The sequence below is a fragment of the Bacillus sp. 3a genome (assembly GCF_017161885.1).
GTDB lineage: Bacteria > Bacillota > Bacilli > Bacillales > Bacillaceae > Bacillus > Bacillus safensis.
Window position 1 is genome coordinate 3,695,669 of record NZ_CP067376.1, and the last position, 26,004, is coordinate 3,721,672.

General features: G+C 42.6%; 26 protein-coding genes and 1 pseudogene. 9 read left to right on the forward strand and 18 right to left on the reverse strand.

Features of this window, described 5'->3' with window-relative positions; all coding sequences use genetic code 11:
* Positions 1–54 precede the first annotated feature (54 nt).
* The 4 genes from JJ692_RS18730 to JJ692_RS18745 all read right to left on the reverse strand — a co-directional run bounded on the left by JJ692_RS18730 (position 55) and on the right by JJ692_RS18745 (position 5,217).
* Positions 55–2,241 carry a DNA topoisomerase III gene (locus JJ692_RS18730; RefSeq protein ID WP_056765211.1) on the reverse strand — a complete coding sequence of 729 codons (2,187 nt, stop codon included), beginning with the start codon at positions 2,239–2,241 and terminating at the stop codon, positions 55–57.
* A gap of 72 nt (positions 2,242–2,313) precedes the next feature.
* Entirely contained in the window at positions 2,314–3,369 is a 1,056-nt protein-coding gene (locus tag JJ692_RS18735) for a tartrate dehydrogenase (protein ID WP_172881207.1), read from the reverse strand.
* 98 nt (positions 3,370–3,467) lie between these two features.
* A complete protein-coding gene (locus tag JJ692_RS18740) occupies positions 3,468–4,400 on the reverse strand; it encodes a DMT family transporter (RefSeq protein ID WP_206534083.1) in 933 nt (310 codons plus the stop codon).
* Positions 4,390–5,217: an AraC family ligand binding domain-containing protein gene (locus JJ692_RS18745; protein ID WP_044335063.1), complete on the reverse strand. Its 828-nt coding sequence runs from the start codon at positions 5,215–5,217 to the stop codon at positions 4,390–4,392. Before JJ692_RS18745 ends, JJ692_RS18740 begins: the two co-directional genes overlap by 11 nt.
* 153 nt (positions 5,218–5,370) lie before the next feature.
* Here JJ692_RS18745 and JJ692_RS18750 point away from each other — a divergent pair, with 153 nt between their 5' ends.
* Both JJ692_RS18750 and JJ692_RS18755 read left to right on the forward strand, forming a co-directional pair.
* On the forward strand, positions 5,371–6,045 hold the full coding sequence (locus JJ692_RS18750; RefSeq protein WP_192929562.1) for a GntR family transcriptional regulator: 675 nt from the start codon (positions 5,371–5,373) through the stop codon (positions 6,043–6,045).
* Positions 6,046–6,174: 129 nt separating this feature from the next.
* A complete protein-coding gene (locus JJ692_RS18755) occupies positions 6,175–6,471 on the forward strand; it encodes a DUF3817 domain-containing protein (RefSeq protein WP_008347156.1) in 297 nt (98 codons plus the stop codon).
* A gap of 75 nt (positions 6,472–6,546) precedes the next feature.
* On the opposite strand, the gene JJ692_RS18760 is transcribed toward JJ692_RS18755, so the two are convergent.
* Positions 6,547–8,799, reverse strand: coding sequence for a hypothetical protein (locus JJ692_RS18760; protein ID WP_241258000.1), 2,253 nt, complete (start codon positions 8,797–8,799; stop codon positions 6,547–6,549).
* A gap of 158 nt (positions 8,800–8,957) precedes the next feature.
* Here JJ692_RS18760 and JJ692_RS18765 point away from each other — a divergent pair, with 158 nt between their 5' ends.
* Both JJ692_RS18765 and JJ692_RS18770 read left to right on the forward strand, forming a co-directional pair.
* Positions 8,958–9,176, forward strand: a complete 219-nt coding sequence (locus tag JJ692_RS18765; RefSeq protein WP_034283837.1) for a hypothetical protein — start codon at positions 8,958–8,960, stop codon at positions 9,174–9,176.
* Positions 9,177–9,189: 13 nt separating this feature from the next.
* The gene (locus JJ692_RS18770; protein ID WP_024425563.1) at positions 9,190–9,372 is read left to right on the forward strand and encodes a hypothetical protein; all 183 of its coding nucleotides are present in this window, start codon (positions 9,190–9,192) and stop codon (positions 9,370–9,372) included.
* Between the two features lie 619 nt (positions 9,373–9,991).
* Here JJ692_RS18770 and JJ692_RS18775 read toward each other — a convergent pair.
* A complete protein-coding gene (locus JJ692_RS18775) occupies positions 9,992–10,414 on the reverse strand; it encodes a pyridoxamine 5'-phosphate oxidase family protein (RefSeq protein ID WP_024425562.1) in 423 nt (140 codons plus the stop codon).
* A 294-nt stretch (positions 10,415–10,708) separates the two neighbouring features.
* Positions 10,709–11,578 carry an SDR family oxidoreductase gene (locus tag JJ692_RS18780; RefSeq protein WP_024425561.1) on the reverse strand — a complete coding sequence of 290 codons (870 nt, stop codon included), beginning with the start codon at positions 11,576–11,578 and terminating at the stop codon, positions 10,709–10,711.
* A 156-nt stretch (positions 11,579–11,734) separates the two neighbouring features.
* Between JJ692_RS18780 and JJ692_RS18785 the strand changes: the two genes are divergently transcribed.
* Positions 11,735–12,343: a class I SAM-dependent methyltransferase gene (locus tag JJ692_RS18785; protein WP_025093615.1), complete on the forward strand. Its 609-nt coding sequence runs from the start codon at positions 11,735–11,737 to the stop codon at positions 12,341–12,343.
* A 16-nt stretch (positions 12,344–12,359) separates the two neighbouring features.
* Here JJ692_RS18785 and JJ692_RS18790 read toward each other — a convergent pair whose 3' ends face one another.
* The 3 genes from JJ692_RS18790 to JJ692_RS18800 form a co-directional block, all read right to left on the reverse strand.
* The gene (locus JJ692_RS18790) at positions 12,360–14,447 is read right to left on the reverse strand and encodes a BglG family transcription antiterminator (RefSeq protein WP_206534084.1); all 2,088 of its coding nucleotides are present in this window, start codon (positions 14,445–14,447) and stop codon (positions 12,360–12,362) included.
* A 130-nt stretch (positions 14,448–14,577) separates the two neighbouring features.
* Positions 14,578–15,660 carry a C45 family autoproteolytic acyltransferase/hydrolase gene (locus JJ692_RS18795; protein ID WP_206534085.1) on the reverse strand — a complete coding sequence of 361 codons (1,083 nt, stop codon included), beginning with the start codon at positions 15,658–15,660 and terminating at the stop codon, positions 14,578–14,580.
* Positions 15,661–15,748: 88 nt separating this feature from the next.
* Positions 15,749–16,381, reverse strand: coding sequence for a GDSL-type esterase/lipase family protein (locus JJ692_RS18800; RefSeq protein WP_044335074.1), 633 nt, complete (start codon positions 16,379–16,381; stop codon positions 15,749–15,751).
* Between the two features lie 406 nt (positions 16,382–16,787).
* Here JJ692_RS18800 and JJ692_RS18805 point away from each other — a divergent pair, with 406 nt between their 5' ends.
* Positions 16,788–17,423 (forward strand): FMN-dependent NADH-azoreductase, encoded by a 636-nt coding sequence (locus tag JJ692_RS18805; protein WP_024425558.1) that lies wholly within the window; start codon positions 16,788–16,790, stop codon positions 17,421–17,423.
* Positions 17,424–17,457: 34 nt separating this feature from the next.
* Here JJ692_RS18805 and JJ692_RS18810 read toward each other — a convergent pair whose 3' ends face one another.
* The 8 genes and pseudogenes from JJ692_RS18810 to JJ692_RS18845 form a co-directional block, all read right to left on the reverse strand.
* Positions 17,458–18,228, reverse strand: coding sequence for an IclR family transcriptional regulator (locus JJ692_RS18810; protein WP_024427337.1), 771 nt, complete (start codon positions 18,226–18,228; stop codon positions 17,458–17,460).
* Positions 18,212–19,258 (reverse strand): 5-oxoprolinase subunit C family protein, encoded by a 1,047-nt coding sequence (locus tag JJ692_RS18815; protein WP_206534086.1) that lies wholly within the window; start codon positions 19,256–19,258, stop codon positions 18,212–18,214. The genes JJ692_RS18810 and JJ692_RS18815 overlap by 17 nt, the downstream gene beginning before the upstream one ends.
* Complete coding sequence (pxpB, locus tag JJ692_RS18820; protein ID WP_206534087.1) at positions 19,255–20,001, reverse strand: 5-oxoprolinase subunit PxpB; 747 nt, start codon at positions 19,999–20,001, stop codon at positions 19,255–19,257. Before pxpB ends, JJ692_RS18815 begins: the two co-directional genes overlap by 4 nt.
* Positions 20,002–20,019: 18 nt before the next feature.
* Positions 20,020–20,811 (reverse strand): putative hydro-lyase, encoded by a 792-nt coding sequence (locus JJ692_RS18825; protein WP_172881215.1) that lies wholly within the window; start codon positions 20,809–20,811, stop codon positions 20,020–20,022.
* 5 nt (positions 20,812–20,816) lie between these two features.
* Positions 20,817–22,034 (reverse strand): NRAMP family divalent metal transporter, encoded by a 1,218-nt coding sequence (locus JJ692_RS18830; protein ID WP_241258002.1) that lies wholly within the window; start codon positions 22,032–22,034, stop codon positions 20,817–20,819.
* Positions 22,035–22,060: 26 nt separating this feature from the next.
* Positions 22,061–22,819 (reverse strand): LamB/YcsF family protein, encoded by a 759-nt coding sequence (locus JJ692_RS18835; protein WP_206534088.1) that lies wholly within the window; start codon positions 22,817–22,819, stop codon positions 22,061–22,063.
* A 182-nt stretch (positions 22,820–23,001) separates the two neighbouring features.
* Positions 23,002–23,757: a Cof-type HAD-IIB family hydrolase gene (locus tag JJ692_RS18840; protein ID WP_024425552.1), complete on the reverse strand. Its 756-nt coding sequence runs from the start codon at positions 23,755–23,757 to the stop codon at positions 23,002–23,004.
* A gap of 128 nt (positions 23,758–23,885) precedes the next feature.
* Positions 23,886–24,107, reverse strand: a pseudogene (locus JJ692_RS18845) (excalibur calcium-binding domain-containing protein); the annotation flags it as partial.
* A gap of 183 nt (positions 24,108–24,290) precedes the next feature.
* Here JJ692_RS18845 and JJ692_RS18850 point away from each other — a divergent pair.
* The 3 genes from JJ692_RS18850 to JJ692_RS18860 all read left to right on the forward strand — a co-directional run.
* Positions 24,291–24,668, forward strand: a complete 378-nt coding sequence (locus tag JJ692_RS18850; RefSeq protein ID WP_206534089.1) for a VOC family protein — start codon at positions 24,291–24,293, stop codon at positions 24,666–24,668.
* 25 nt (positions 24,669–24,693) lie between these two features.
* The gene (locus tag JJ692_RS18855; protein ID WP_206534090.1) at positions 24,694–25,005 is read left to right on the forward strand and encodes a DUF5316 family protein; all 312 of its coding nucleotides are present in this window, start codon (positions 24,694–24,696) and stop codon (positions 25,003–25,005) included.
* A 305-nt stretch (positions 25,006–25,310) separates the two neighbouring features.
* Positions 25,311–26,004: AMP-binding protein (locus JJ692_RS18860; protein ID WP_206534091.1), on the forward strand; the 694-nt coding region annotated here is incomplete at its 3' end.

Here is a 26,004-nt window from a genome sequence, read left to right on the forward strand (position 1 = left end):
ATATGCTTGATTACATTGGAAAACCCATGCGTTTCCGCATGGGTTTTTATAATACTATTGATCTAATTTTAATTTCTTTAATTGCTCAGCCAGTGCGTTATTGATTGGTTCTTCCACTTTCTTTTGTTTCTTCATATATTTAGACACATCATGCTTACTGGCTCTCTTTTGATTGGATTGTGATTTACGTTTTTCGAAAACAGACAGTTTTTCTCTATGACCGCACACACAAGCAAAGATTTTGCCATCGCCTTCTCCGCGCAGCTCGAGCTTTTTATGGCAGTTCGGGCAGCGTGCGTTTGTTTTCTTCGCCACATTTTTACGGTGGCCGCATTCTCGGTCTTGGCACACGAGCATTGTGCCATGTTTTCCGTTCACTTTCAGCATAAGTTTTCCGCAATCCGGACAATGGGTGCCAGTGACATTGTCATGCTTAAAGGTTTGGTTCGTCTGTTTGATTTCAGATACGGCTTGTTTTGCATAGGACTTCATTTCACTCATGAATTGAGAAGCCTTCAGCTGTCCTTTTGCGATTTTAGAAAGCTTTTGTTCCCACTCCGCTGTTAAAGCTGGAGACTTTAAGCCTTCAGGCACTAAGGAGAGCAGCTGCTTCCCTTTCGATGTGATGAAAATATCTTTGCCCTTTTTCTCGATTAAGAAGCTGTTGAACAGTTTTTCAATGATATCGGCTCTTGTGGCTACTGTCCCTAGTCCGCCTGTTTCACCAAGGGTTTTCACTAAGTCCTTTTCCTGATTCTGCATAAATGCCGCAGGGTTCTCCATAGCAGATAGCAAGGTTGCTTCATTAAAACGAGCAGGAGGTTTCGTTTCTCCTTTTGTTTCTTTCAGCTGGCGCACTTCAAGTGATTGCCCTTCGGAGAGTACCGGCAGATGCTGATCTGCTTCGGCTGATTCCTCGTCTTCATAGGATTCATCATACACGGCTTTCCAGCCGGCTGATTGCACGGTTTTTCCTTTTGCTGTGAATGTTTCACTGCCTATTTTGGCGATCACCGTTGTTTCCTCGTATTCAAAAGGATTCATGAGTACAGCAAGGAATCGTTTGGCAATAAGATCATACAATTTACGCTCTTTATCACTTAATGCACCAGGATACAGCTCTTCCTCGGTTGGAATGATCGCATGGTGATCTGACACTTTTGCATCGTTGACGAAGCCTTTGTGTGCTTTCACACCTGATTGTAAAATGCGGTTCACATGCTGAGCGTACGGTCTGACATTCATTCCTTTTAATCGATCTTTTAATGTAGGAACGATATCCGCTGAAATAAATCGTGAATCTGTACGCGGATATGTCACAAGCTTATGCTGCTCATACAACCGCTGAAGCGTAGACAAGGTTTCTTTCGCTGAGAAGCCGTAACGTTTATGCGCATCACGCTGCAATTCAGTCAGGTCGTACAGCCCTGGAGCAAAAGCTTTTTTCGCTGTTTTTTTCAATGCATCGATCACTGCTGGTTTTCCTTTGCAGCCTGCCAAACGCTCTTTTATGACATTCTCTTGGAATGTGCGGTTTTGCTTTGTTTTGGCATCCTGCCACGTCAAGGTAAGTCCATCTACTTGTGCAGTCATTCCATAAAACGGCTTCGGCTGGAATTGCTGAATGTCTTCTTCTCGTTTGGCGATCATGGCAATCGTTGGTGTTTGTACCCGTCCGCAAGAAAGCTGTGCATTGAACTTGGTCGTCAGCGCCCTTGTTGCGTTGATCCCTACAATCCAGTCTGCCTCTGCACGTGCAACCGCTGAGCGATACAGATTATCATATTCTCTGCCGTCTTTTAGTCGTTTGAAGCCTTCTTGAATGGCTTTGTCCGTAACAGATGAGATCCATAGTCGTTTTAGGGGCTTTTTCACATGCGCTTTTTCAAGAATCCATCTTGCGACAAGCTCCCCTTCACGTCCAGCATCTGTTGCGATGACAATGTCTTTTACATCTTTTCTTGCAAGCTGTGCTTTTACTGCTTGAAATTGTTTACCTGTCTTTTTCATGACGACAAGCTTTAGCGGCTCTGGAATGATCGGCAAATCCTCTAAACGCCAGGATTGAAATTCTTTTCCGTAGCCTTCTGGATCAGCCAGTGTGACCAAATGGCCAAGCGCCCACGTTACAATGTATTGATCTCCTTCTAAAAAACCATTTCCTTTTTTATGACACTTCAGCACACGTGCTAAGTCACGTCCTACTGAAGGTTTCTCTGCTAATACAACTGTTTTTGACACTAGATTTCACATCTCTTTCTTCTATCCATCCTTTTATTATAGCAGACGTGGAGATGTGGTTCTAATGACGGATTATTTCTTCAAGCGCGTGATGATTTCGTTTGTGATTTCTTGTGTTTGATAAGCCCCGCCGATGTCTGCCGTTAAAAAGCCGTCTGCTGTGACTGACTCGATGATTTCGAGCAGGTGTGTACCCAGTTCTTCCTCACCGAAATGATCAAGCATGAGTTTAGCGGTCCAAATTTGACCGATTGGGTTGGCGATTCCTTTTCCTGCAATGTCTGGGGCTGATCCGTGTACAGGCTCAAACATGGATGGATATTTGCCATTTACATTGATGTTGGCGGCAGGCGCCACGCCAATACTTCCCATAATCGCAGCCCCAAGATCAGTTAAAATATCGCCAAATAAATTGCTGGCAACAATCACATCGAATTTCTCTGGTCTTGTCACAAAGAAGGCTGAGAGCGCATCGATGTGCTGCGAGTCTGCTGTCACCTCTGGATAATCCTTTGCTACGTCTTGAAACACTTCATCCCAAAATGGCATTGTATGAACGATTCCATTCGATTTGGTTGCACTTGTCACATGCTTTCGTCTTTTTTCTGCTAATTGAAAAGCAAAGCGCATGGCTCGCTCTGTCCCTTTTCTGGAGAAAACAGCATTTTGAATGGCAAGCTGATCTTCCCCTTGATAGATGCGGCCTCCGATTTCACTATATTCACCTTCACCGTTTTCTCTTACAACAAGAAGATCGAAATCCTTTGGCTGAGCAAGCGGGGAGCGAATACCGCTCAGCTGTTTTGCAGGTCTCACGTTAATCACCTGCTCAAATTCACGTCTAATTTTAATGAGCAATCCCCAAAGCGATACATGATCCGGCACTAAATTGGCATCTCCGACTGCCCCTAAGAAAATGCTGTCAAAGGCTTTCAGTTGTTCCAATCCATCCTTTGGCATCATTTCGCCATGCTCTAAATAATATTCACAGCTCCACGGAAAATCCTGAAAGGTGAAAGACAGACCGCCATGCACATCTGATACCGCTTTCAAAACTCGGATGGCTTCAGGTACAACTTCCTTTCCAACCCCGTCTCCTGGTATTGCTGCAATTGAAACATGCTTCATTGATTTTTCCCCCTTCGTCATCGGTCGACCGTCGACCATTTAATTCGAGTTTACTAGAGAGTGTCTGTTCTTACAATGGATAAAAGACGCTTTTTTGATCAAAGCGCCTTTTTATCCTGCATCAGCACACGGGGCTTCTGTTTCTTTCTTCCCGTACTTTTTTTATCTGAAAGCAGCAAGCCTCCTAAGGTCAGTGCCGTTCCAAGCGCAGACATGAGGGTCAATCTCTCGTGAAGAACGATTATTGAAATGACCATCGTAATAATGGGCACTCCATAAATATACACACTTGATTTCACCACACCGATCGTCTTCACGGAAAAGCTCCATGTCAGAAAACAAATAGCAGATGCAAAGACGCCTAAAAACAGCAAGTGGAAGGCAAACGATGGATTCGTTAATCGTTCCCAGTCTAAACGAATTTTAAAATGCCAGATCAGTGGAATCATCCATAGCAGTCCGTAAAAGAAGACACGCCTTGTTACCTGAATGATATGGTAGCCATATTGGTTGATCATCTTCGATAAAATGGAATAGAATGCCCAGACGATGGTAGCCGTTAAAGCTAACGCATCACCGAGTGGATTCAATTGAAACGTGGTCATTCCATTCATGCTGATCAGCACGATTCCCGTCATTGCGATGAAAAAGCCTATGAAAAACCGGCTGTGCAACGGCTCATCTTTTAATAAAAAATAAGCCAATAAAAAGGAGAAGAATGGGACAACCGAGCTGATGACACCTGCATTCGAAGCGAACGTATAAGTAAGTGCGACATTTTCTAAAAAGTAATATAAGACCACACCGCATAAACCTGCCAGCGCAAACATCCCTTCATGCTTTTCACTTCGCACCTTCATGGTGACTGGATAGATGATCATCAGAGCCAAGTACCCTATAAAAAAACGGAAAAATAAAATCTCTGTTGGAGAAAAAGCCGTTAATAATATTTTGGTAGAGATAAAGGTAGATCCCCATAAAAAAATGGTGAACATGGCCGCCAAATGACCAAGCAGCTGTTTATTTTTCATCAGCAGTTACCTGCTTTGCAAAAATTTGCTGATACTGCCCTGGCGTAAGCCCAATAAATTCCGAAAAGAAATGAGTCAAATGACTTTGATCAGAAAATCCAGCGGCAGCAGCCGCATCTACAGGCTTCACTCCTTGGGCGAGAAGCTCCTTCGCATAGTTCACCCTGATTGTCTGTAAATAACGATACGGCGTGATGCCTCTGAACTTTGTAAAAGCACGCAGCAATGAATATTTGTTCATGGACACAAGCTCACCTAAGTCATCTAACGAGATATTTTCCGTGAGATGTGTTTCGATATATTGCTGTACGTCTTTGACTTTTTGTTCGTTGGCACGTGCGGGTGATGCTTTTTCCTCTGATGTATCAGCATAGGCTTCAATCAATTGTTTCATAAAGAAATAGAAGGTTTCCTGTTTATTCAAAGCAGGAGCTTCTTCTGTGATCATTTGATGTAGATCATATAATGGCTTTGTTAGTTCACTTTGTGAAAACACAGGGGCTTTAAAATGCGGTTTGTGCTGAAAGACCTTCTCTAGCACCTCTGCTTCAATATTTAAGCAGCGATAATCGAGTGTCCTGTGATCAATTTGTTCACATGCGTGATTATCATACGGATTGAAAAGAAGGATATCACCCTTTTCAATGATGTATTCTTGATTTTGGCAGATCAAACGTCTTTGACCATCTTCAATAAATCCAATCACATAATATGTATGAAAATGATTCGGGAACTTTTGCATGATGCCATGAAAGCGATACGCTTCTATTTGCAAGTTTTGATCAAAATGTACAGTTCGTTCCTCTTGTATGTTCATGTCGATCCCTCTTTTCACTGAACTGATCATAAGTGTAGCACACCCTTTTTCTCTTGGATTGTACGATATTGACTTTTCGATGCAGGCTTGCCTAGAGGGAAGAACTTGGATAACATGAGACAAAAGATGATGTATAAAAGAGGGAACGATGGAATGAATTCATTCGAGTTGGAAAAACCAGCACCGTATCACATGCAATTTTATGAACAGCTGAAGCAAATGATTTTTGATGGCCAGTTTCAGCCAGGCGAGCGCATCAACGAAACACAGCTTGCCAAGCAATTTGGCGTAAGCCGATCACCGGTAAGAGAGGCCATGAGGCTGTTAGAAAAAGACGAGCTTTTAATCGCGGATCATCGCTCAGGCTATTCCGTCTATACGTTAACAGAAAAAGATGTTGAGGAGCTTTATCAAATTCGGGCGGCCTTAGAAACACTTGCTGTTGAGCTTGCCTGCAGGGAAGCCTCGCAAAGAGAAATGGATGAAATTGAGAAGGTTCTCACGCAGGCGGATGAAGCAATCAAGCAGCAGCTGCCATCTAAAGAGATCGTCCAGTTACATGAAGCCTTTCACCAAAAAATCATTTTAGCGAGTCACAATGACCGTTTATCCAAACAATTGAATCACGTGAATGCACTCATTCACTATTGCCGCATCTTCCATTTTAGCGGCGGGGCTCGTGCTGAAACCATTCAAAGGGAGCATACAGCCATCTATTCTGAAATAAAAGAGCGCCGCTCCACAGAAGCGGTTCAAGCAATGAGGGAGCATTTATTACATGATGTCATGCACTTAAAGCAAGTACTCTCTAAAACAAACAAAGAGTAAAGGACTTTTCCCATTTTTTAAGCATTCCATGAACATATTTTGAATTTTTCGTAGATTTCAGCATGTCCAGACGATCTTTCGTTTATATTAGAAGATGAGAAACTAGCTTTTATACAGGAGGATTTGTATATGCATACAAGTATTAGCCGTCTTCGACAGGCGGGTTTTATTGAGGGTATGTCTCTTTTAACCCTTCTTTTAATTGCCATGCCTCTAAAATATTTTGCGGATATTCCGATGGCAGTCACTATTGTAGGCTCTCTTCATGGCGCATTGTTTGTCATCTATATGCTCATTTTGGCATATGTGACTTTTAAAGTTCGCTGGCATTTGAAATGGTCCATCGCTGGTTTTTTTGCGGCTTTCATTCCTTTCGGTAACTTCGCCTACGATAAGGTGCTCCGCCAATATGATACAAAAGCTTAATCAAAAAGGGCTAAAACAACATTCGTTTTAGCCCTTAGTCCTTACGCTGAAGCGTCCTGATAAAGGAACGCTTTTTTATATTGATGCATATTTCACAATGGCTGCTCGACGCGTCATGTCGTGATATGCCACCCATAATTCATCACCAGGCAAGACGCTGGTGATTGGATCGATTGGCTGTTTCACTTCATACATCATGCCATTTCTCTCAACCTGAATGATCGCTAACGGCAGATTGCCGATGACGCCCGCAAATTCAACATTAGTCACTTTTGCACTTCCTTGTTTCTCTTGCATGAGACCCATTTCTCTATCCAGCTCTTCTTTCTTTGTCTGGATCGTGATTTGAGTGCCCGCTGCGACCTGCATGTGATCAGGGATAAACTGGCTGACCGTTTTTGTGATGGACTCCTCTCCGTTTGAAACCGTCACATCAAGCTGAATAGGCTTTTGTTCATGGATGGCAATTGGATATTGCTTCACACGCTGGATCGTTCCTGTTAACGTCACATCTTTCCCCGATCGATTCCGCATTTCATGGCCATAGGCTGCCATTTTGAGCTGGCCGTTGATGTCGACAAGATCGGCTTTTTCTCCTGTTGTAAATTCAAAACCAGCGGCTTGAATCATTGGAATGGTATACCTTTTCTGATCTGCTTCAAATGTAAGCGATAAGACCGTGCCTCGTCCTACGGTTCCATATGATTCTATATTTCTTAAAACAGCGCCTTTGATGAACTTTGGCTGACTTGGCTGCGAGAAGTCACCTTCTTTTAAGAGCATCGCCTTTTTCTTCTGCGGATTATAGAGAATGGCGATACGCTGACCCGGCTGTGGTATCTGGGTATAGGATACAACCGTTTTAATCGTCTTCTCGATATTTTGCCCATCATATTGAAATTGCAGCTGCATTTTGATAATCGGCTGTTCGTTGATGTAGGTGCCCGTTTCTTTAACAGACACAATATTGGCTTCTAATGTGACACTGTCTTTGATTTTGTTGTTTCTCACCAATCTCAAAATCGGCGGCAGGAAGATGGCTAGTACAAATAACAGCAATGGAATAAACAGCCATATTGCCCAGTTGAGAATGAGCGGTCCGCCTTTCATGACATATTGCATAAAGGTGTCAAATGATGTTTGGTGAGCAGGGCTTGCGTTTTCGATTGAGATGACTTTTTGCAAAGGAAATTCCTTTAGCTGTTTGCTTTTCGTCTCAAATGCACCCGTTAATTGATTTTCGAATGAATAATAGATCCAATCACTTTTCACATTTTTATGGAAAAATAGTCCTTCTCGGTTTAAATTTTCATATGAAAACGACTGAAAAAGCTTGCTGACAGACGTCGTCTTATTCGTGCGGTGGTTGTAAATATAACCAGTCAGCTTGCCTTTTGCTTCGTCCTTTGCTGTAGAGCCTACAAGAAGAACTTCTTCTTCATTAAGCTGGTAGATAAAGGTTTGATAAATCGGTTTTGGTGTTGGGACGACTTCACCAAGCCCTCCATCTGCATTCACTTTCCTTGGTCTTTTTGGATAGTTAGATTCGACAGCGACGGCAAAGTTTTGGGATGTTCCGATTGTTTTTGCTAGCTGCTTCTCCACTTTATCTTTAATGAGGCTAAACGGTTCAGCGTTTTTGGAGACATAGACCCCAAGCTGATGCTTATCGTTTGAGACTCCGCTGACATATGCTTTCTGGTCATTTTTTAAAGTCAATTCAAATATAGGTATAGGCGTCTGGCCTCTAAAGGAGTTCATGACGGCATCGATGGAAACGGGTCTTGCTGGCAGGTTCAGTTTGTTGAGATTGTGCACATGAAAAAACTGACCATTCTTTAGCTCACCTAGGACGGTAGCGGCACCTTCCATTTCTCCTGTAAACACAAGCCGTCCATTCCATTGATATGTATTCGTTTTTAAAAACGAGGGTATCTGCAAGTTTTGTTTAATGAGCTCTTTCTTTTCTCCGCTAGGCGTTAGTTTCTCGATCAAAAGCTGCCCCTCTTTATTTTTTAAAGCAAGTAAGAGATTGTTACTTTGAATGGATGGCAGCATTTCATTAAACGTATCGCTTTCCGTGGTCCATTCACTGATTATTTTTCCTGATTGAGGATCATACATTACAAAATGGAGCTGCTGGTCTTTTGATACAGCACTCACCACTCGTTTCCCTTCATCAAATGTAAATATTCGTCTGACGTCATATTGCGTCGCTTTCCCTGCTGACAAATCATCTTGGTAATGGTTCCACACCAAGAAACTAAGAATGATTGCTGGAATAAAGAAGACAATATATCTGAGGAAGATGACTGGTACTCTTTTCACTTGATCGCTTCCTTTCCTGAGGTTCCTTTCACTTATACGTCAGTACAGCGAAAATGTTTCATGCTAGAAGAATACCATCAAAGCCTCTAAAATCCATATTTTACAAACTTTGTTGTTTACGATAAAATCCAATCAGATTCAAAAAAGGAGTTATCTCATTGGATAAGCTATCATCAATCATTCTAGCAGCTTGGCTGCGTGTCCCTCGCTGGTTCAAGCAATGGGTACTCGTATCCATTTCCATTTTCTTTTTTTATATGTGTTTTGTAAAGGGGCTGACTAGCTGGCACACCTTGCCGCCTGTCACTTTGCTCTCATGTGTGATTGGTTCCTTCATCATTTGGCTGATGTGGCTTAAGGGACAAAAAAATAAGTGAAAAGAGGACAATAATGAAAAAATCCATTCTATATTTTGCGATCTCTTTTGTTCTGCAATTCGTTTGGTTTGGTCTTGTGCACCCAAATAGAGGGGTGACACTGCTGGACATGTTCATGTTTTCTATTTTGTTTGCGGTTATGTTCTTTTTTATTGAGAGAATTTGGCGGTATCAGAAGAAAGGACAAAGTAAATGATCATGAAGCCCGCCTTATTCACTCTGATGATCTGTACATTTATCGGCCTGCTGTTAGTATCCGAACCCTTTTGGAGGGGACGCTATGCGAATGGTTGCGACCTTTGTTTTTCCTTTTCTTGTGCTCATTGGTTTCGGGGTTCTATTGTTTGACCTAATGAAAAAGGCTGCCAAATAGATGGCAGCCTGTTCCTTACTCTTTTCATGCAAATAAATAATCAATGTTTAATCTCCGTTACGGAGTGTATGAATTAAGATTCGATCATATCAGTGTGTCATATGTGTTCCGAGTGAACCTACGTTTGAAAGTAAACGCCATGGAAGTTCTGGATAACAAGACAACGAAAGCCCTACCTCTCATTCGTCCTTACGGCTCCGAAGCCGCGCCAGTGTGAATTGTAAATCAAAACGTCTTTTTTCCATTCTTCCGCTTTTATAGGGGGCGGGTGCAGAAGGAAAAGAATAAGTTTGTTCGCTTTGACAGCGTCTCGTTCTTATCAAGTAGAAGCTCTATTGCTTCTCATTATGTCATAGAAAAAAGAAAGTTTACTTTCTTTATTTATTTGCTTATTTCAACACTAATATAAAACTATAACACATTCCCCCTGCTTACGCAAGTGTTAAAGTGATAATTCTGCTGGTGTACGGCTTCCTTCATTCATATAACGAATGGAGGTTGGCTCAATCTTCAGAATCACTAGATTCGGATCCTCTTTTCCTTTAAACCATTTCTCCATCTCATCAGACCAAAGACGGTCGATCAGTTCCCGATCATCGGTTAATGTGGCGGTGCCTGCAATCTCTGCATAAGTATCACCGAATCCTTCGCCTGAATATCCAATAAGAATATGAACATTCGGGTTTTTTTCAATTTCTTCTGCTTTATGTGTTTCTTTACTCGTTGGTGTATATAACGTCAGCCCTTCATGGAAAAAAGTCATATAGCGGGTATGCGGCTTATCCTGTTCAACAGTCGCTAGTGTCCCGACCTTTTGTTCATCTAATAGGTTTAATACCTTTTGTTTTAATTCTTCTTGAGACATATCGTTTCACTCCTTCAAAATTTCATCCGTATACGTAGGTTTCCACGACAGCCCATTCATTAAACAAAGAAATGTGTTTTTCATAAAAAGAGACCTTCTGGCTGATGCTATAGAAAACAGGTTCAATGAAGGGAGAAATTGAACATGCATCATGAAACGATGTTCCATTTGAGTTCACTTGTCATTGCGGCAGTTGTTGTAGGCATTATCGTATGGTCTGTCATATCTGTGCAGAAAAATCGCAAGAAATACTAAAAACACCGCCCAATCAAAGCTGGGCGGTGCCGCGGTAGATCATGTATTCATAAAGGAACCGCCGTTGACATGAAGTGTTTGTCCTGTCATATAAGACGATTCATCAGAAGCCAGCAGGACAAAGCAGCCGACATGCTCAACAGGCTGTCCTGGTCTTCCCATTGGGGTTTCTGCGCCGAAGCTTTCCACACTGTCTTCATCAAATGTAGATGGAATGAGCGGCGTCCAAATTGGACCTGGCGCTACACCGTTCACCCGAATCCCATCTTTCACAAGCGATTGTGCCATAGAACGCGTAAAGCCGTTAATGGCTCCTTTTGTCGCCGTATAATCAATCAGCACTGGGTTTCCCCGATATGGGTTAATTGATGTTGTATTAATGATGGAGCTTCCTGGTTTTAAATAATCCAGTGCCTTTTTCGTAAAATAGAAATAGGAATAGAAGTTGGTTCTAAAGGTTTGGTGAAGCTGTTCACTCGAAATATCTTGAATACGTTCTTGTGGATGCTGTTCAGCCGCATTATTTACTAAAATGTCTAATTGACCAAAGGCTTCAACTGTTTTTTCTACTGCTTTCTCACAAAAGGCTTCGTCACCGACATCTCCTGCAATCGTTAAGCATTTAACGCCTTCTTGTTCTACACGTTTTTGCGTATCCTCTGCATCCTCATGTTCATTTAAGTACACAATGGCAACATGTGCACCTTCCTTTGCATAGGCAACAGATACTGCCCGTCCGATTCCACTATCTCCGCCTGTAATCAGTGCCACTTTTCCTTTAAGCTTGCCAGAACCTTGATATGATTCATCCTCAAAGATCGGCGCTGGATTCATTTCTCTTTCACTGCCTGGCTGCTGATCCTGCGTTTGGCGCGGAATGCCATTTGTTAAATATTCACGTAAATCCATGTATAAGCTCCTCCTTGATTTGTTGATGTATCCTTTCATTACCACCTCATTTTTTCACTCAAACATCATAAAGCTGTACTGATGTGTTCCCGAAAATCAGCATGTTTGAAGAGGGGAAAAATCGGTTACATGATCATCAAAAAGGAGCGTTCTCACATGCTGTCTATTTCGAAAACCTTTAGCAGACCAAAAGGCTGGCTCGGAAGCATTGCTGGACTCATTATGGCAAATGAAAATAAAGCATTGAATCAGTGGGCCATCCGCCACTTAGATTTGACAGATGGTGAAAACATTTTAGAAATTGGCTATGGACCCGGCTACAGTATTAAACATATGCTCAAGCATTATCAAGATCTTCATATTGATGGGCTTGATGCTTCTTCCACCATGCAGGAGCAAGCACAGTCACGCGTCAGCAAACGGGCAAAAGACAAACAGGTTCGGCTGTATGTCGGAAAAATCGAGAAAACACGTCTTCCCGGAGAGCAGTATGATAAAGTGCTGTCTGTTAACAATTTTACGATTTGGGATGATCCAAAAACGGGCTTACTCAATCTTTATCACACCTTGAAACCAGGCGGAACACTCGTTATTGTGATGCAGCCAAGAGAAAAAGGAGCTGATGCCAATCGGACAAAAGAGATGGGTGAAAACATATTAAACGACTTGCAGTTTGCTGGGTTTGACCAATTTTCTATTGAGTATGAAGAAATTCGCCCTACCCTTGCCGTCTGTGTCACAGCAAAAAAGCCGAGAAGCGAATAAGCTCTCGGCCTTTTTCTTACCACTTTGCCTCTTTGACAAATTGATAGAAAAGCTGATGTAATTTCTGTTCAATGTCTTCCTTTGTTCCTTGTCCATAAAGCGCCATGCTTTCTTCACTTTCAATGATGGATGAACTGATCAGACTAAACATTTCTGACCCTTCCTTGCCAAGCTCTTGCGGCGCAAGCATCATGAGCATTCGTGACATCTGCTGCTGCCCGCCATCCATGCTTTTAACCTCGTATGCCTGATCAAGATCATAAATATGAAAGATTGGTTCTTTGATGAATGCATGCTTTAAATGATAAAGAGCAAACTCAGTCCCAGGTATGCCTAAGCCGCCTTGCTGTTCACGTTCCAAAAGGCCGCCCGCTACATCATCCGCATGTATGATAAACCCTTCCTCTTCAAGCTGACAAAGCAGCTGCCTGATGGTTTCATCATGCTGCGGCATCGTCTTTCTTTTTTCGATGGTAAAATGGGACAGAATGCTGCGAATCACAAACATATAATTCGCCACCTGCTCTGCAACCGCCATCATATCAACGGTTTCTTGCACCAATTCTTTAGGAGATTCTTTTGTTCTTTTTTTCTCGATGATATAAGGAATCTTCCGTTTAATATGAGCCTTCACACGCATGGCATCATCCTCGTTTAAAAGCGGGCTGACCATAATGTAATCGATATGCTCATATGGGATTGGAACGGTCGAGACAATCATGTCATAGCTTGATGCATCGATTTCCTTTAGCTCCATCAAGGAGGATAGATCGAATTTGGCGATCTCCGGCAATTCTTTTTTCAACCGGGAGGCGAGCATTTTCGAGGAACCAATCCCGCTTGAGCAAACAACGAGCGCATGAATTTTTGTTTCTTCTTTTTTGATTTCAAGCACTGAGCCAAAGTGAAGCACAAGAAAGGCGATTTCATCCTCTGGAAATTCAATCTCTGGAAAGAAACGCTCGACTCCTTCTTCAATCGCCATAAACAGCAAAAAGTAGTCTTTTTTTATTTGTTGTGTGAGCGGATTATAGATTCTCATCTTTTCCTTTAGACGGTTCATGGCAGGCTCAAGATGAGACACGAGCCCCTCATACAATGAATCATTTTCATTGAGATGATAGCCGGTTTTATTTGAAATAAAATCAATGAGCTTTTTCGTTCTCAGCGCTATATCCAGCTCAATTTCATCAATACGGTATTCTGCCCCAAAGCTGCGATTTGCACTGCGAAGATGGATGGTCATATATCCGACCTCCGCTTCAGGAATCTCCACATTAAACATGCGTTCAAGCGCCCTTGCCATTCGAAGTGATGATTCAAATTCCTTCGTCCGCTTTAATTCCAGCAGCTCTTCCTCTTCCATTCGAATGGTTTCCCCAAGCTGAATACGTTCGATGGCATAGGTTAAGTGAACAACAAGTGCAATATAGGCACTATCAGATAATGAGAGTGACAGTCGATCTTTCAAATGAAAGAGCAGCCTTTCTACCTTTAGCAGCTGTCCTCTGCTGACAACGCCAAACACCTTTTCCGTTGCTTTCGTTCGATGTTTGATATTCATTTCAATCGTTTCTAAAAATAATTGAATATCGAGCCGGTCAACAATGAGATTGCCGACAATTTTTCGTTTTGCTTCCTCCGGCCCTTTTAATTCAATGCCGTACCCGCGCTTGCGGATAAGCTGCAAATCGTATGGAGCAATCCACTCCGTTAGTTCATCTAAATCATAGCTGATCGTCGCATTTGTGACCTGCAAGTCAGCTGCGAGTGTGTACAATTTCACCGGTTCCTTCGCTTCAAGCAGCGCACATAGAATTAAGAGCTTCCGTTCATCTGAGCTATATTCGATTTGATCCTCATTTGACATATGAGCAAGAAGCCGCTGTTTATCCTCCTGTTCGCCGACTGCCTTCAAGCCTTTCCCCGGCTGTTTATCTAATGAAAGATGATAATCTTTCAAAATTGGTTTAATGGATTTTAGTTCTCTATGGATCGTTCTAGTACTTACCTGAACAGAATCGGCTATCTCACGAATGGTGACATAACGATTTTGCTGAATGATGTATTTAATGACTTTCTGTTCTCGTGCCGTTATGTACATGAAATGCCTCCTTCTGCATAAATAGGTCTATTGTCACACTTTAATATAAAACGCTTTCAACAAGCGATGCAATCTTAAGTTGATCTGACTTTGGCACAGCGGCTATGACAAAATTAAAAACAAGGGATCATCAGACACTTCTCCAAAATGACGGTCCATAATCCTTTTGATGAAATTGAACCTTTTGTTCTTGAAAAGGCAGTGAACCTCCGGCTTTTAAAGAATAAGTCGGATTGTATACGGGAGAGCCAAAGCAATAATCGATTGTGCCTTCTTCTGGACGGAACATGACGGTTCGCATCGTTCCAAACAGCTCCTCATAATTGTGCACAGCCAGACCATCAGGATATTCTGTCTGGAACAGTTTCACAAGAGAATCACTTGATCGTTGCTCTTTTAAAGCTTCCATTAACATATCGTATCTGACAACAGAATGATGTTTGGTCATCCCTTTTGCTGTTTGATCAGCTACCGGATGATTCGTTGCAGCAATATAACCTCTCTCCGGTATCCTCACCCTTTTTTGACCATCAATGATTTCAATCACAGCCGCCTTTCCTTTTCGATCGGCAAGCATGATAAGAACATTTGAGGCAACGGGCATTTCCTCGATAGAGCGAATGGCTTCCTCGACCGTTGGACAGGATTCTAGAACAGAGCGAATCACATGATACACCTGCAAACCGGCGACGGCTGGAGGCTTTAAACCGGGTTCATTGCCAACCGGCGGACCGCAAGCAGAGAAAGTCACAGCAAGACCATGCTCATTCATTCCATCAGATCTGCCAAACAACAGCAGCGACGAGCCTGTATGATATGCCGAGCCTTTCACATGTGTCGTCACAAGACGCATATCATCAAAAATCGGGGAGAAATCATAGTTACGCAGCATGACCGTTTGTTGGTCTGCCGCCATATTCCCCTGCCTCACGCAATGGGAACAGCCAGGCTGAAGATGAGATGAATAGAAAAAGGTCAAATAACGCTCATCTAATTGCATTTCATCACAAAATCCAGCAATCTCTTCATCTAATTGAGGAAGAAAGGGACGGATCAACTGCTTCGTTTCTTTCACAGCCTGTTGTGTTACCGGTTCTGTTCGAATATATTGTGTCTTTAGCAACGGGTTCTCCTTAAGCCAGACAGCCTGCTGTTTTCCTACTTCATAAGCCGTTCCTGTCATCTTTTGAAAAAACGCACTGATTTCCTCCATGCCTGCACACCTCTTTCGCCTTCGTTTCTTTTATCATATCGAAACCGTCATATATTGAAAAGGATGAAAAAAACTGCAATCCCACGGATTACAGCTGTTTACAGTATGCCTTAAACAATGCTTCTGCCATCGCTTCATACCCCTTAGGATTCGGGTGAAATTGATCAATCGATAAGTAGGCTCTTTCATGTCCTTCAAACGCCCGGTACACATCCACAACTTCTACATGCGGATTCGCAGCAAGCAAACGAAGCTGTTGATTATATTGCTGAAGCCACCGACCGGCTATTGGTATTTGCGGAAATGGATTATATAAATTCATGAAATAAACGTAGTAGGGCTGATGCTGCCCTCTTTTGATCTGAGCGATTTCTTGAATCATCTTGCTAAAATTCGCCTGACAATGTATGACTGCTTGCAGCAGTTTCTTTTCATCTTCACTTTCCTCATACTGCTGAACAGCTTGAACAAGGTCATTCCCACAGCCTGTGATGGTGATGATGTCAGCTGCCGCAATCGAACGTCTCACCTCTGACCGTTTGAAGAGCTGTAAAATCTGCTCGGTCGTTAACCCTGATTTTGCAAATACGGACAGTTCGACTGGTGCATGCGTCTTTTTTTCAAGCATCCACCAAAACCGCTGAACAAATCCTCCTCCAAATAAACGTGCCCCCACACCAACTGTTAAGGAATCTCCAATCGCAACATAGGATCGTCCCACTCTTATCCCTCACTCTCTCCTGCCTTCTCTTATATATACGAAACCGGAGAACAGATGCTTGTAGCAGATGACTTAGGGGCATCCATCTTTTTTTGAGATGCAGCGCCTTTACAAACTCTTTACTTGCGATATCGATCAATTTTTTGTTCAATAAGAGTAGGCTTTTTGCGCTGAAAACTGCGTGTTTACGCGTTCCAGAAAAATTTACAAACTTTTTATCTTGATTTCGAGACTTTTTACCTTGACTTCAAACTACATAGTGATTACAATGAAAATATCAGTTTTCATGTAACTGTGCTTGTTACATCTTTTTCATAGCATTCCAATATGATTAAAGATGCCACATATTCAGTGTACCTTTGGGATACGCTAAAAAAATAACCGAAACAGAAAGGATTGAATGAACATGGCAAAAGTTTTATACATCACTGCACATCCGCATGATGAAACAGTTTCTTACAGTATGGCTACTGCTAAGGCATTTATCGAATCTTATAAGGAAGCAAATCCAAGTGACGAGGTTGTACATATCGATTTGTACAAAGAAAACATCCCTCACATTGATGCAGATGTATTCGCTGGCTGGGGCAAACTTCAATCTGGCGCTGGTTTCGATACACTTTCAGCTGAAGAGCAAGCGAAAGTTGCTCGTCTAAACGAATTAAGTGATCAATTCGTTTCTGCTGACAAATATGTATTTGTTTCACCACTTTGGAACTTCTCATTCCCACCAGTTCTTAAAGCATACATCGACTCTGTTGCTGTAGCTGGTAAAACATTCAAATACACTGAGCAAGGTCCTGTTGGATTATTAACAGACAAAAAAGCTCTTCACATCCAAGCACGTGGCGGATACTACTCTGAAGGTCCTGCTGCTGAACTTGAAGCAGGTCATCGTTACCTTGGTACAATCGCTAACTTCTTCGGAATTCCTTCTTTCGAAGGTCTTATCGTTGAAGGCCACAATGCTGAGCCTGCGAAAGCAGAGCAAATTAAAGCAGATGCAATCGAACGTGCGAAAGCTTTAGGAAAAACTTTCTAATCAACTGCAGACAAAAAGCCAATGATCTTTACGGTCATTGGCTTTTTATTTGTTCAGAAAAACCTAATTCTCTCGAAATATCACTGGCGGCTTTTTTCACCTGTTTAATTAAGTAAGGTAAGCGTTCTTTTTGATATCCTGCTTCAAATCCTGCAATGCTAATACCTGCTGCCACTTCCCCTAGATGATTGAAAATAGGGGCTCCAATCGCAGCTGTATAGTTTTCAAGCTCAGAATAGCTTAGCGTATATCCCCGCGCATTTGATTCTTCCAGCATGTTTCTTAGAACCTCTTTATCTGTGATGGTTCCAATTCCGATCTTCCCCAGCTCAATTGAGTCAATATAGGCAAGTCTCTCGCTCTCTGGCAAAAAGGAAAGAATACTTCTCGCACAGGCACCCGCATATAGGGGAGACCGTCTGCCAACGGCGGTGTAGAGACGAACAGGCTGCGTACCTTCAATCTTTTCCACGTAAATGGCTTCGTCGCCCTCACGAACAATGAGCTGTACAGCTTCTCCTACTTCATCCCGTAAGCTTTCCATAAATGGTCTTGCAATCCTTCGAATATCAAGGCGGTCCGCCACAAGCTGACCGTATTCAAGGAACATTAAGCCTAATCGATAAACACCTGTTTCTTGCTTCTCTAACAGTCCCATATCGGCTAAAGAGCTCGCCATGCGATGGACAGATGTTTTCGGCATACCGGAAAGCTCAATCATTTCATTTAATGTTAATTGATCGTGAGCGATAAACAGCCGCAAAATCTCCATTGATTTCACAACCGTTTTATTTGTGTTTTGCATCTTCTTCACCTTTTCTAAACGAGAATGCTTCCAGCTTGATTCTTGCAGCCAGCTCCCTCAGTTCTGCTTCTTGCTTAAATAACGCCTGCTCTGCATCCCGATGATCTATTTGTTCAAAATACAGCTTTGCCCCAGGCATCGCCTGTGCAATAAGCGGCAAATCAACAGTCGCTACTTCTCCTATACGCGGGTATCCGCCTGTCGTCTGCCGATCTGCCAGCAGAATAATCGGCTGGCCATCGGGTGGGATTTGAATAGATCCAAAGGCGACCGCTTCTGAGATCAATTCCAGCTTTTCTTTTAAATGAACCAGCTCCCCCTTCAGCCGGCAGCCCATACGATCTGATTGAGGTGTGACCTGATAAGGCTGCTCAAAAAATGCGGTTTGAGATGTTTCTTGAAAATGAGAAAAATGCCTCCCTGCCAGCACACGAATCACTGGTGATTTCCGCAGCGGTAAAAAATGATCATGACTCACTGTCCAATCGGGTGCGCCGTATCCCGCCTGTTTCACTTTATTTTTCAGCCTATCAAACAAATGATCCGCTACGATAGACGGCTCTCCAACAGGCAGAACGTCGCCTTTTTCAAGCGGTCGTCCTTTCAGTCCACCGATCCCTGCTCTGACATAGGTGCTTTTGCTCTGCATGACTGGTTCCACATCAAATCCACCTGCCACAGCAAGATAAACGCGGCAGCCTCTCTTACAAAGACCAAAAGTGATCGTGCTTCCTGATCGAACAAAGAGCGGCTTCCATAATGGTGCCCGCTCTCCATCAATATCAATCTCAACATCAGCACCAGTGAATGCAATGAGCTGATCCCTCTCACATGTGAGCACAGGCCCCGGCCCCATCAACGTCACTTCCAGCACTGCTTCATTTTCTTGGTTGCCGGTGAGAATGTTGGCGATTCTAAGTGAGAGCGGGTCCATGCCGCCGCTCGTTAAGACACCATACTTTTGATAGCCTTGCCGCCCTTTATCTTGAATGGTTGTGTAGATTCCTGGCTTGATGACATGAATACTCAACGTTCTGCCTCCTTCATGCTGAAAAATTCCTTTTCAGACATTTGGACAAATCTGACCTCGTCCCCTGCTTTCAATAGACTCGGAATTTCCTCGTCTGGGCGAAAAAGCGGCAGCGGGGTTTGTCCAATGAGTTGCCAGCCCCCGGGTGTGGAAATTGGATAAACGCCTGTCTGCTTTCCTGCAATACCAACAGAGCCTTTTGGAATGGACATCCGTGGTGTTTCTCTGCGTGGTGCTGCGATCTTTTCAGACAGCCCGCCTAAAAACGGAAACCCTGGGGCAAATCCAATCATATAGACAAGGTACGTGCCGGCAGTGTGAATACGCACGACTTCTTCTGGCGTTAAACCATTGATACGGGCAACCTCTTCTAAATCAGGGCCCAGCGCTCCCCCGTAACAGACTGGAATGTCAACGATGCGGCGCTTTACCTGAACTCCCTCCTGCCATTTGTCTTCAAGAAGTTCTTCAATATAGCCTTTGACCCATTCATATGGAGACAGGTCTTGTGTTTGAAGCTGGGCCGATTGATGTACGGTATAAGGCTCGTAAAAAACAGTCACGCTTGTAAAGGCTTGAACTGCTTCTACATACCCTTCAAATGGGTGCTGTTCAATACATGCAAACAGCTGCTCAACACGTGCATGAATCTCCTCACGTATGTCAGCTCCAGCTTGGATGACGATCGCTGCATCTCCCAACGGGTGGTAGGTGATGGAATCTTTTATCGTTGAAAAAGCCACTTGAGGACACCTCTCTTTCTACAGTACACCTAGCTTTTGATCTCTTCGATCTGTGATGAACATATGCCCGGGTGCATGAGTGATCGCAATGTCGGGTTTTGTATGCATGACAATGGCTTGCGGCGTCACACCACATGCCCAAAACACCGGGACTTCTCCTTCTTTGATCACAGATGGTTCTCCAAAGTCAGGCTGATTCACATCGGAAATGCCAATCACCGCTGGGTCCCCTATATGAATTGGACCACCATGGACTGATGGAAATCGAGATGTCACTTGAACACTTCTTGTGACTTGATGCGCCGGAATGGGTCTCATGCTGACCACCATCGGGCCATGAAAGACTCCTGCTTTTTCACAAGCTATATTCGTTTGATACATGGGTACGTTATGACCGTCTTCAATATGGCGGACAGGAATGTCATTCAGCATAAGCGCGTGCTCAAACGTAAAACTGCATCCAATGAGAAAGGCAACCATATCATCCTCCCAATAAGCAGTGATATCTGTCACCTCTTCTTCAAGAATCCCTTTTCGGTAAATACGGTACTTAGGAAAGTCCGTACGAATATCCGCTTGAGGCGCCGACCGTCTTGGTACTGGATCACCTTGGTCCAATACATCAAGCAATGGACAGGCAGCCGGATTCCGCTGGCAAAATAAAAGAAAATCAAAGGCAAGTTCCTTTTTGACAATCATTAAATTGGCTTGAGCAAACCCTTCCGCAAAGCCAGCCGTTGGTTCTGTGATCTTTTTTTCGCGAATCAATTCTCTCATCTGTGATGGTTCATATGTTTGATAAGTATTCATCTGAATCAGCTCCATAGTTTTGGAATTTCATTGATAATGGTATACCCGCCCATCAATGCCATGATGACAACGACAAATGCGCCTGATACTGTCAAAAAGAATGGATGTCGATAATCCCCGACAATGTCTTTCTTATAAGCCGCTACAAGTAAAGTGCCAAGTGCGATCGGTAAAATCAATGCATTGAGCGCCCCCACTAAAACTAATATGTTCACTGGTCGTCCGATCGTAATAAAACAAATAGTCGAGAGAGCAATAAAGCCGATGATAATCCCGCGCTGATTTTGTTCAATTTTTGGCGAGAAGGTTTTAAAGAAGGAAACAGACGTGTAAGCCGCGCCAATAACTGATGTAATGGCCGCAGCCCACATAATGATGCCGAACATTTTATATCCAACATTTCCAGACGCCAATTGGAATACAGAAGCAGGCGGATTGGCTGGATCAATCTGTAAGCCCTTTGAGACCACTCCTAGAACGGCTAAAAATAAAGCGACACGCATCACAGATGTAATGAGAATGCCGAAAACAGAGCTTTTTGTCACTTGAGGAAGTGCATCCTTTCCTTTAATGCCAGCATCCAATAGACGATGCCCACCAGCAAAAACGATATAGCCGCCAACTGTCCCCCCGACAAGTGTCACTATTGATAAAATATCAATTTCTTCTGGGACAAATGTTCTGAGCGTTGCTTCTCCAACGGGCGGTGCTGTTGAAACCGCCACGTACAGCATCAGGCCAATCATGACAAAACCTGCTATTTGTGTGAAACGGTCCATTGCTTTCCCAGCTTCTTTAATCACAAAGATCAAAATGGCAATGACAGCACTGATGGCTGCACCGATTCGCGGATCGACGCCGAAGATCACCTGAAAACCGAGCCCAGCTCCAGCGATATTTCCGATGTTAAAGGCAAGTCCTCCAATGACAATCAAAAAGGCTAGCACATAGCCAAGACCCGGGAGCACCATATTCGCTATATCCTGACCTCGTTTTTCTGAAACGGCAATGATGCGCCATACATTTGTTTGTGCAAAAATATCTAATAAAATGGAGATCAAAATGACAAACCCAAAGCTAGCCGCAAGCTGCTGTGTGAAGACGGTTGTTTGTGTTAAAAATCCCGGTCCGATCGCGGACGTCGCCATTAAAAAGGCAGCGCCCATCAGCATAGACCGATTCCCCTTTGGAGCCTTCATGTGTTTGACTTTCTCTGTTTTCATGCTGTTTCCCCCTTTGATGACAATTTTTATTGAAAGGCCTTGAGATGAATACCGGCTTCTTTTAGCTCCGCTGTAATGGTTTTCGCAAATTGAAGCGCATGGCTGCCGTCTCCGTGAATGCAGACCGTATCTGCTTTGAGCTCGATATCTTCTCCTTGAACTGTACGAACCTTGCCTTCTCGCACCATACGAACAACCTGCTGGACGGCCCGTTCATCCTCTTCAATGAGTGCATGTGGTTCGCGGCGTGATGTCAGCGTCCCGTCTGTTTGATACGTCCGATCAGAAAACACTTCATGTGCCACTTGAAGACCCAATCTCTCACCTGCTAACGCAAGTTCACTGCCTGACAGACCAAATAACACTAGGTTAGAATCCACATCATACACTGCCTTCGCAATTGATTCAGATAATTCAGTATTTTTAGCAGCCATGTTGTAGAGAGCGCCGTGTGGTTTGACATGCTGCATCGTGCCGCCCTCGGCCTTGAGAAAGGCTGATAGAGCGCCAATTTGATAGACGACGAGATCATAGGCTTCCTCTGCTGAAATCGCTATTGGACGTCTGCCAAAGCCGACTAAATCTTGCAGACCCGGATGCGCACCAATTTGTACCCCTTTATCTAGTGCCATTCTGACGGTTTTTCTCATCACCGTTGGATCTCCTGCATGAAAACCGCAAGCAATGTTGGCTGAGGTGACATATTCTAAGATTTGTTCGTCTGCACCGATTGTGTATTGACCAAAGCTTTCTCCCAAATCACAGTTGATATCCACTTGATACATAGAATCCCTCCTTGTTGTTCCGAAATACGGAATATAAAGTCCGAATATTCGAATTTATATTGATTATATCAATTTTGCTTAGATTGCACATGACATTGTTAGAAAACATAACAATCGAACTAGGAGAAAACAAAAAAAGCGAGAGGCAAAGTCCTCTCACTTTTTCTATAATGAAATGCACCTTATTTAGACAGCACCCAATGTTGGATGGCTTTTGCCACACCGTGTTCTGTGTTAGGAGCCGTAATCCAATCAGCGGCCTCTTTCACCACTTCCTGGGCATTTCCCATTGCAATGCCTAACCCGGCTTCTTGAATCATGGCCATATCATTGAGGCTGTCGCCAAGTGACATGACATTGTCCATCGTACAGCCAATGCGTTCTGCTACTTTTGCAAGAGCTGCCGCTTTATTAATGCCGGCTGCATTCACTTCGATATTCGTTGGACTTGAGTTTGTGATCTCTAGGTGCTTATTTGTTTTCAATGTATTGAGTACTTCCTCACGAACGTCATCATCATGAATATCAAAGCCAAATTTCAGCCATTCATGGTCATGAATTCGTTCTGGGAATTCACCTCTCCACACCTTATCCACAGTCGAAGCCCAGTAATCGGTTTCGTACCTATTTTTTAAATCCCACATCATTTGGACATGATCAGGATGCAGCAGATCCCGTTCGATCAGCTGGAAGTTTGAATCCCAGATTTCACTTCCGTTTGCTGTCACGAGGTAAGACGATAACTTGAGCGGCTCAACCAGCTCCCGGCATGTCATCAGTGTCCGCCCTGTGCTTATGACCACATGGACCCCTTTTGCTTCAGCCTCTTTAATGGCTTGTTTATTTTCCTCTGGAATGATGTGCTCACTGTTTAACAGCGTGCCATCCATATCAATGGCAATCAATCGGATGTCTTTCTTATGAGCTTGTGTTGACAAATTGAGTACCCCACTTTGTATCGATTTTTGAAACTATCTTTATTTTAATATAAAGAGGAAGAAGGTACAAAGGGACGAGTTTGATCCCATAGAAAAAAGACCTTGTGACAGGTCTTTTTCACATGTGCTTAGCGTTCACACGCAATGCCGTCTTTATCGCGGTCAAGGTGCTTATTTTTTTGATAAAGTGCTTTAGATACATAAGGCTTGTACTTTGTTTTTCCGCCTTTGTTTTTCGTGTTTTTGCTTTTTGCTACGCCGCCTTTATATACTTTGTTCAGCGCTTTGCAGTTTTTGTAAGACTTGACCGTTTTTGCATCTGCTGTGTGGGTGTCGACTTGTGTAAAAGACCTAAAGACAAGACAGACATGTACCCCCCAACTTTTAAACTTTTATCATATTTAGCCACTTTTTGTTTTTCGATATTATTGAGCTAAATATTTTGAAATGAATTACACCTTATATTCTATATGGTACAATGAGTGGGAAACCTTTCCGTTTTTGACACGTATATGAAGAGAGGAGTTTTTCACATGAAAATGAAATATACCATTCTATATGTAAACGATGTGGAGGCGAGTATTCATTTCTATCAGCATGTCCTTGGTTTTCCTATAAAACTCAGGGTTGAATCCTATGTTGAGTTTGACACTGGAGACGTGACGTTATCGATTAATTCACGTCAGGATGTCAAAGAAGCACTCGGATTGCCTGTCCCGGAAACAAATCAAGCGTCTCAAACGTTTGAGATTGGCTTTGTTGTGCATGATGTGGATCAAACGATTGCATCAATAAAAGAAAAAGGGGTTCCGATCATCAAAGAACCTGCCAAAAAACCATGGGGTCAAACCGTCGCTTATGTGTCTGATCCTGATGGTCATTTCATTGAAATATGTGATGCGGTCTCCTAATTGTCTTTGAAGGGAGTAAACCAGAATGAGAAAAAAACATGCCTTTTTCGCTGGTGTTTGCTCAATGATTGTGATTTGCAGCGCCGCTATGATGTTACAGCACCTTGAATGGATTGGGTTTGTCAGCGGCGGGATCTCTATTATTGGATTCGTGATGTCTGGGGTGCTAATGGGTGTTTGGACAAGTGGAGAAGAGACACGAGCAGCCTATCATTCTGAAACAAAAGAGCACCGCATGTGGCGTCTTGATACGGCTTTTCTTGTGATGACTTTTGCACTTCCGCACATGGCTGCGGTGATCTTTTATATTTTTATGCAAATAATAGATTTTAATTAAGAAGAGCTAGAAATTTGGCGGTCTTCTCTTTATTGAACGCACTTGTTTTTCCTATCATTTGCATACTGAGACTCTGTATTAAAACATTGGAATTTCTACGTTGATTGTACTGTCATGATTGTCATTCTGGAGATTATATATTTTGATAGTTATGAACCCTTACTTATCTACATGGTCTTTAAGTTTTTTCTCTGAAATTAGGAATTGGAGAAAGATTTATAAATATTATAAAAAAGTAATTTGTTAGGACATTTCATGGTTGGTATAATAGAAAATTATAAATAAGTATAGGAATAGGAGGAAGCATGGACTATATTCATCATATACTTGATAATGCAGCAAGTAAATGCAAAACGAAAACTGCAATAATAACTAGAGATGAAATTATTACATACCAGCAGGTACAAGAAATAAGTTACCAATTTGGGAATTTTTTGTTGGGTAAAGGTTTAAAAAAAGGAGATAGAATACTATTAAAACTACCAAATAGTATTGATTTAATCTGCTTATTAATAGGTATCTCTCGTGTTGGTGGGATATCTGTGATTATAAATCCTGAAACCACAAAATATAATCTCGACTATATCATTAGTGATTGTAGACCCAAATTAATAATATGTGAAGAGAATAATCCCTTCAAAATATCTAATAGTTCAATAATATTTATGAACTCTATCAAAAAAGAAATCAAAAATTATGATAAACACAAATTGTTGTCTGATGAAATTGAGAAAATAGACTTGGCATTATTGATTTATACTTCTGGAAGTACTGGGAGGCCTAAAGCTGTTGTTTCCACACATTCTAATGTCAAATTTTGCACCAAAGAAATATCTGAAGTTTTAGAAATTAATGATCGTGATGTAATTGGGAATTTTTTACCCTTCTCCTTTGATTATGGCCTATACCAAATATTTTTAAGTTTTTATAATAAAGCAACTTTAGCATTGGGGGAAGTTTGTCTTGCTGGAGTCCAACTTGTAAAGTTCCTAAAAGAAT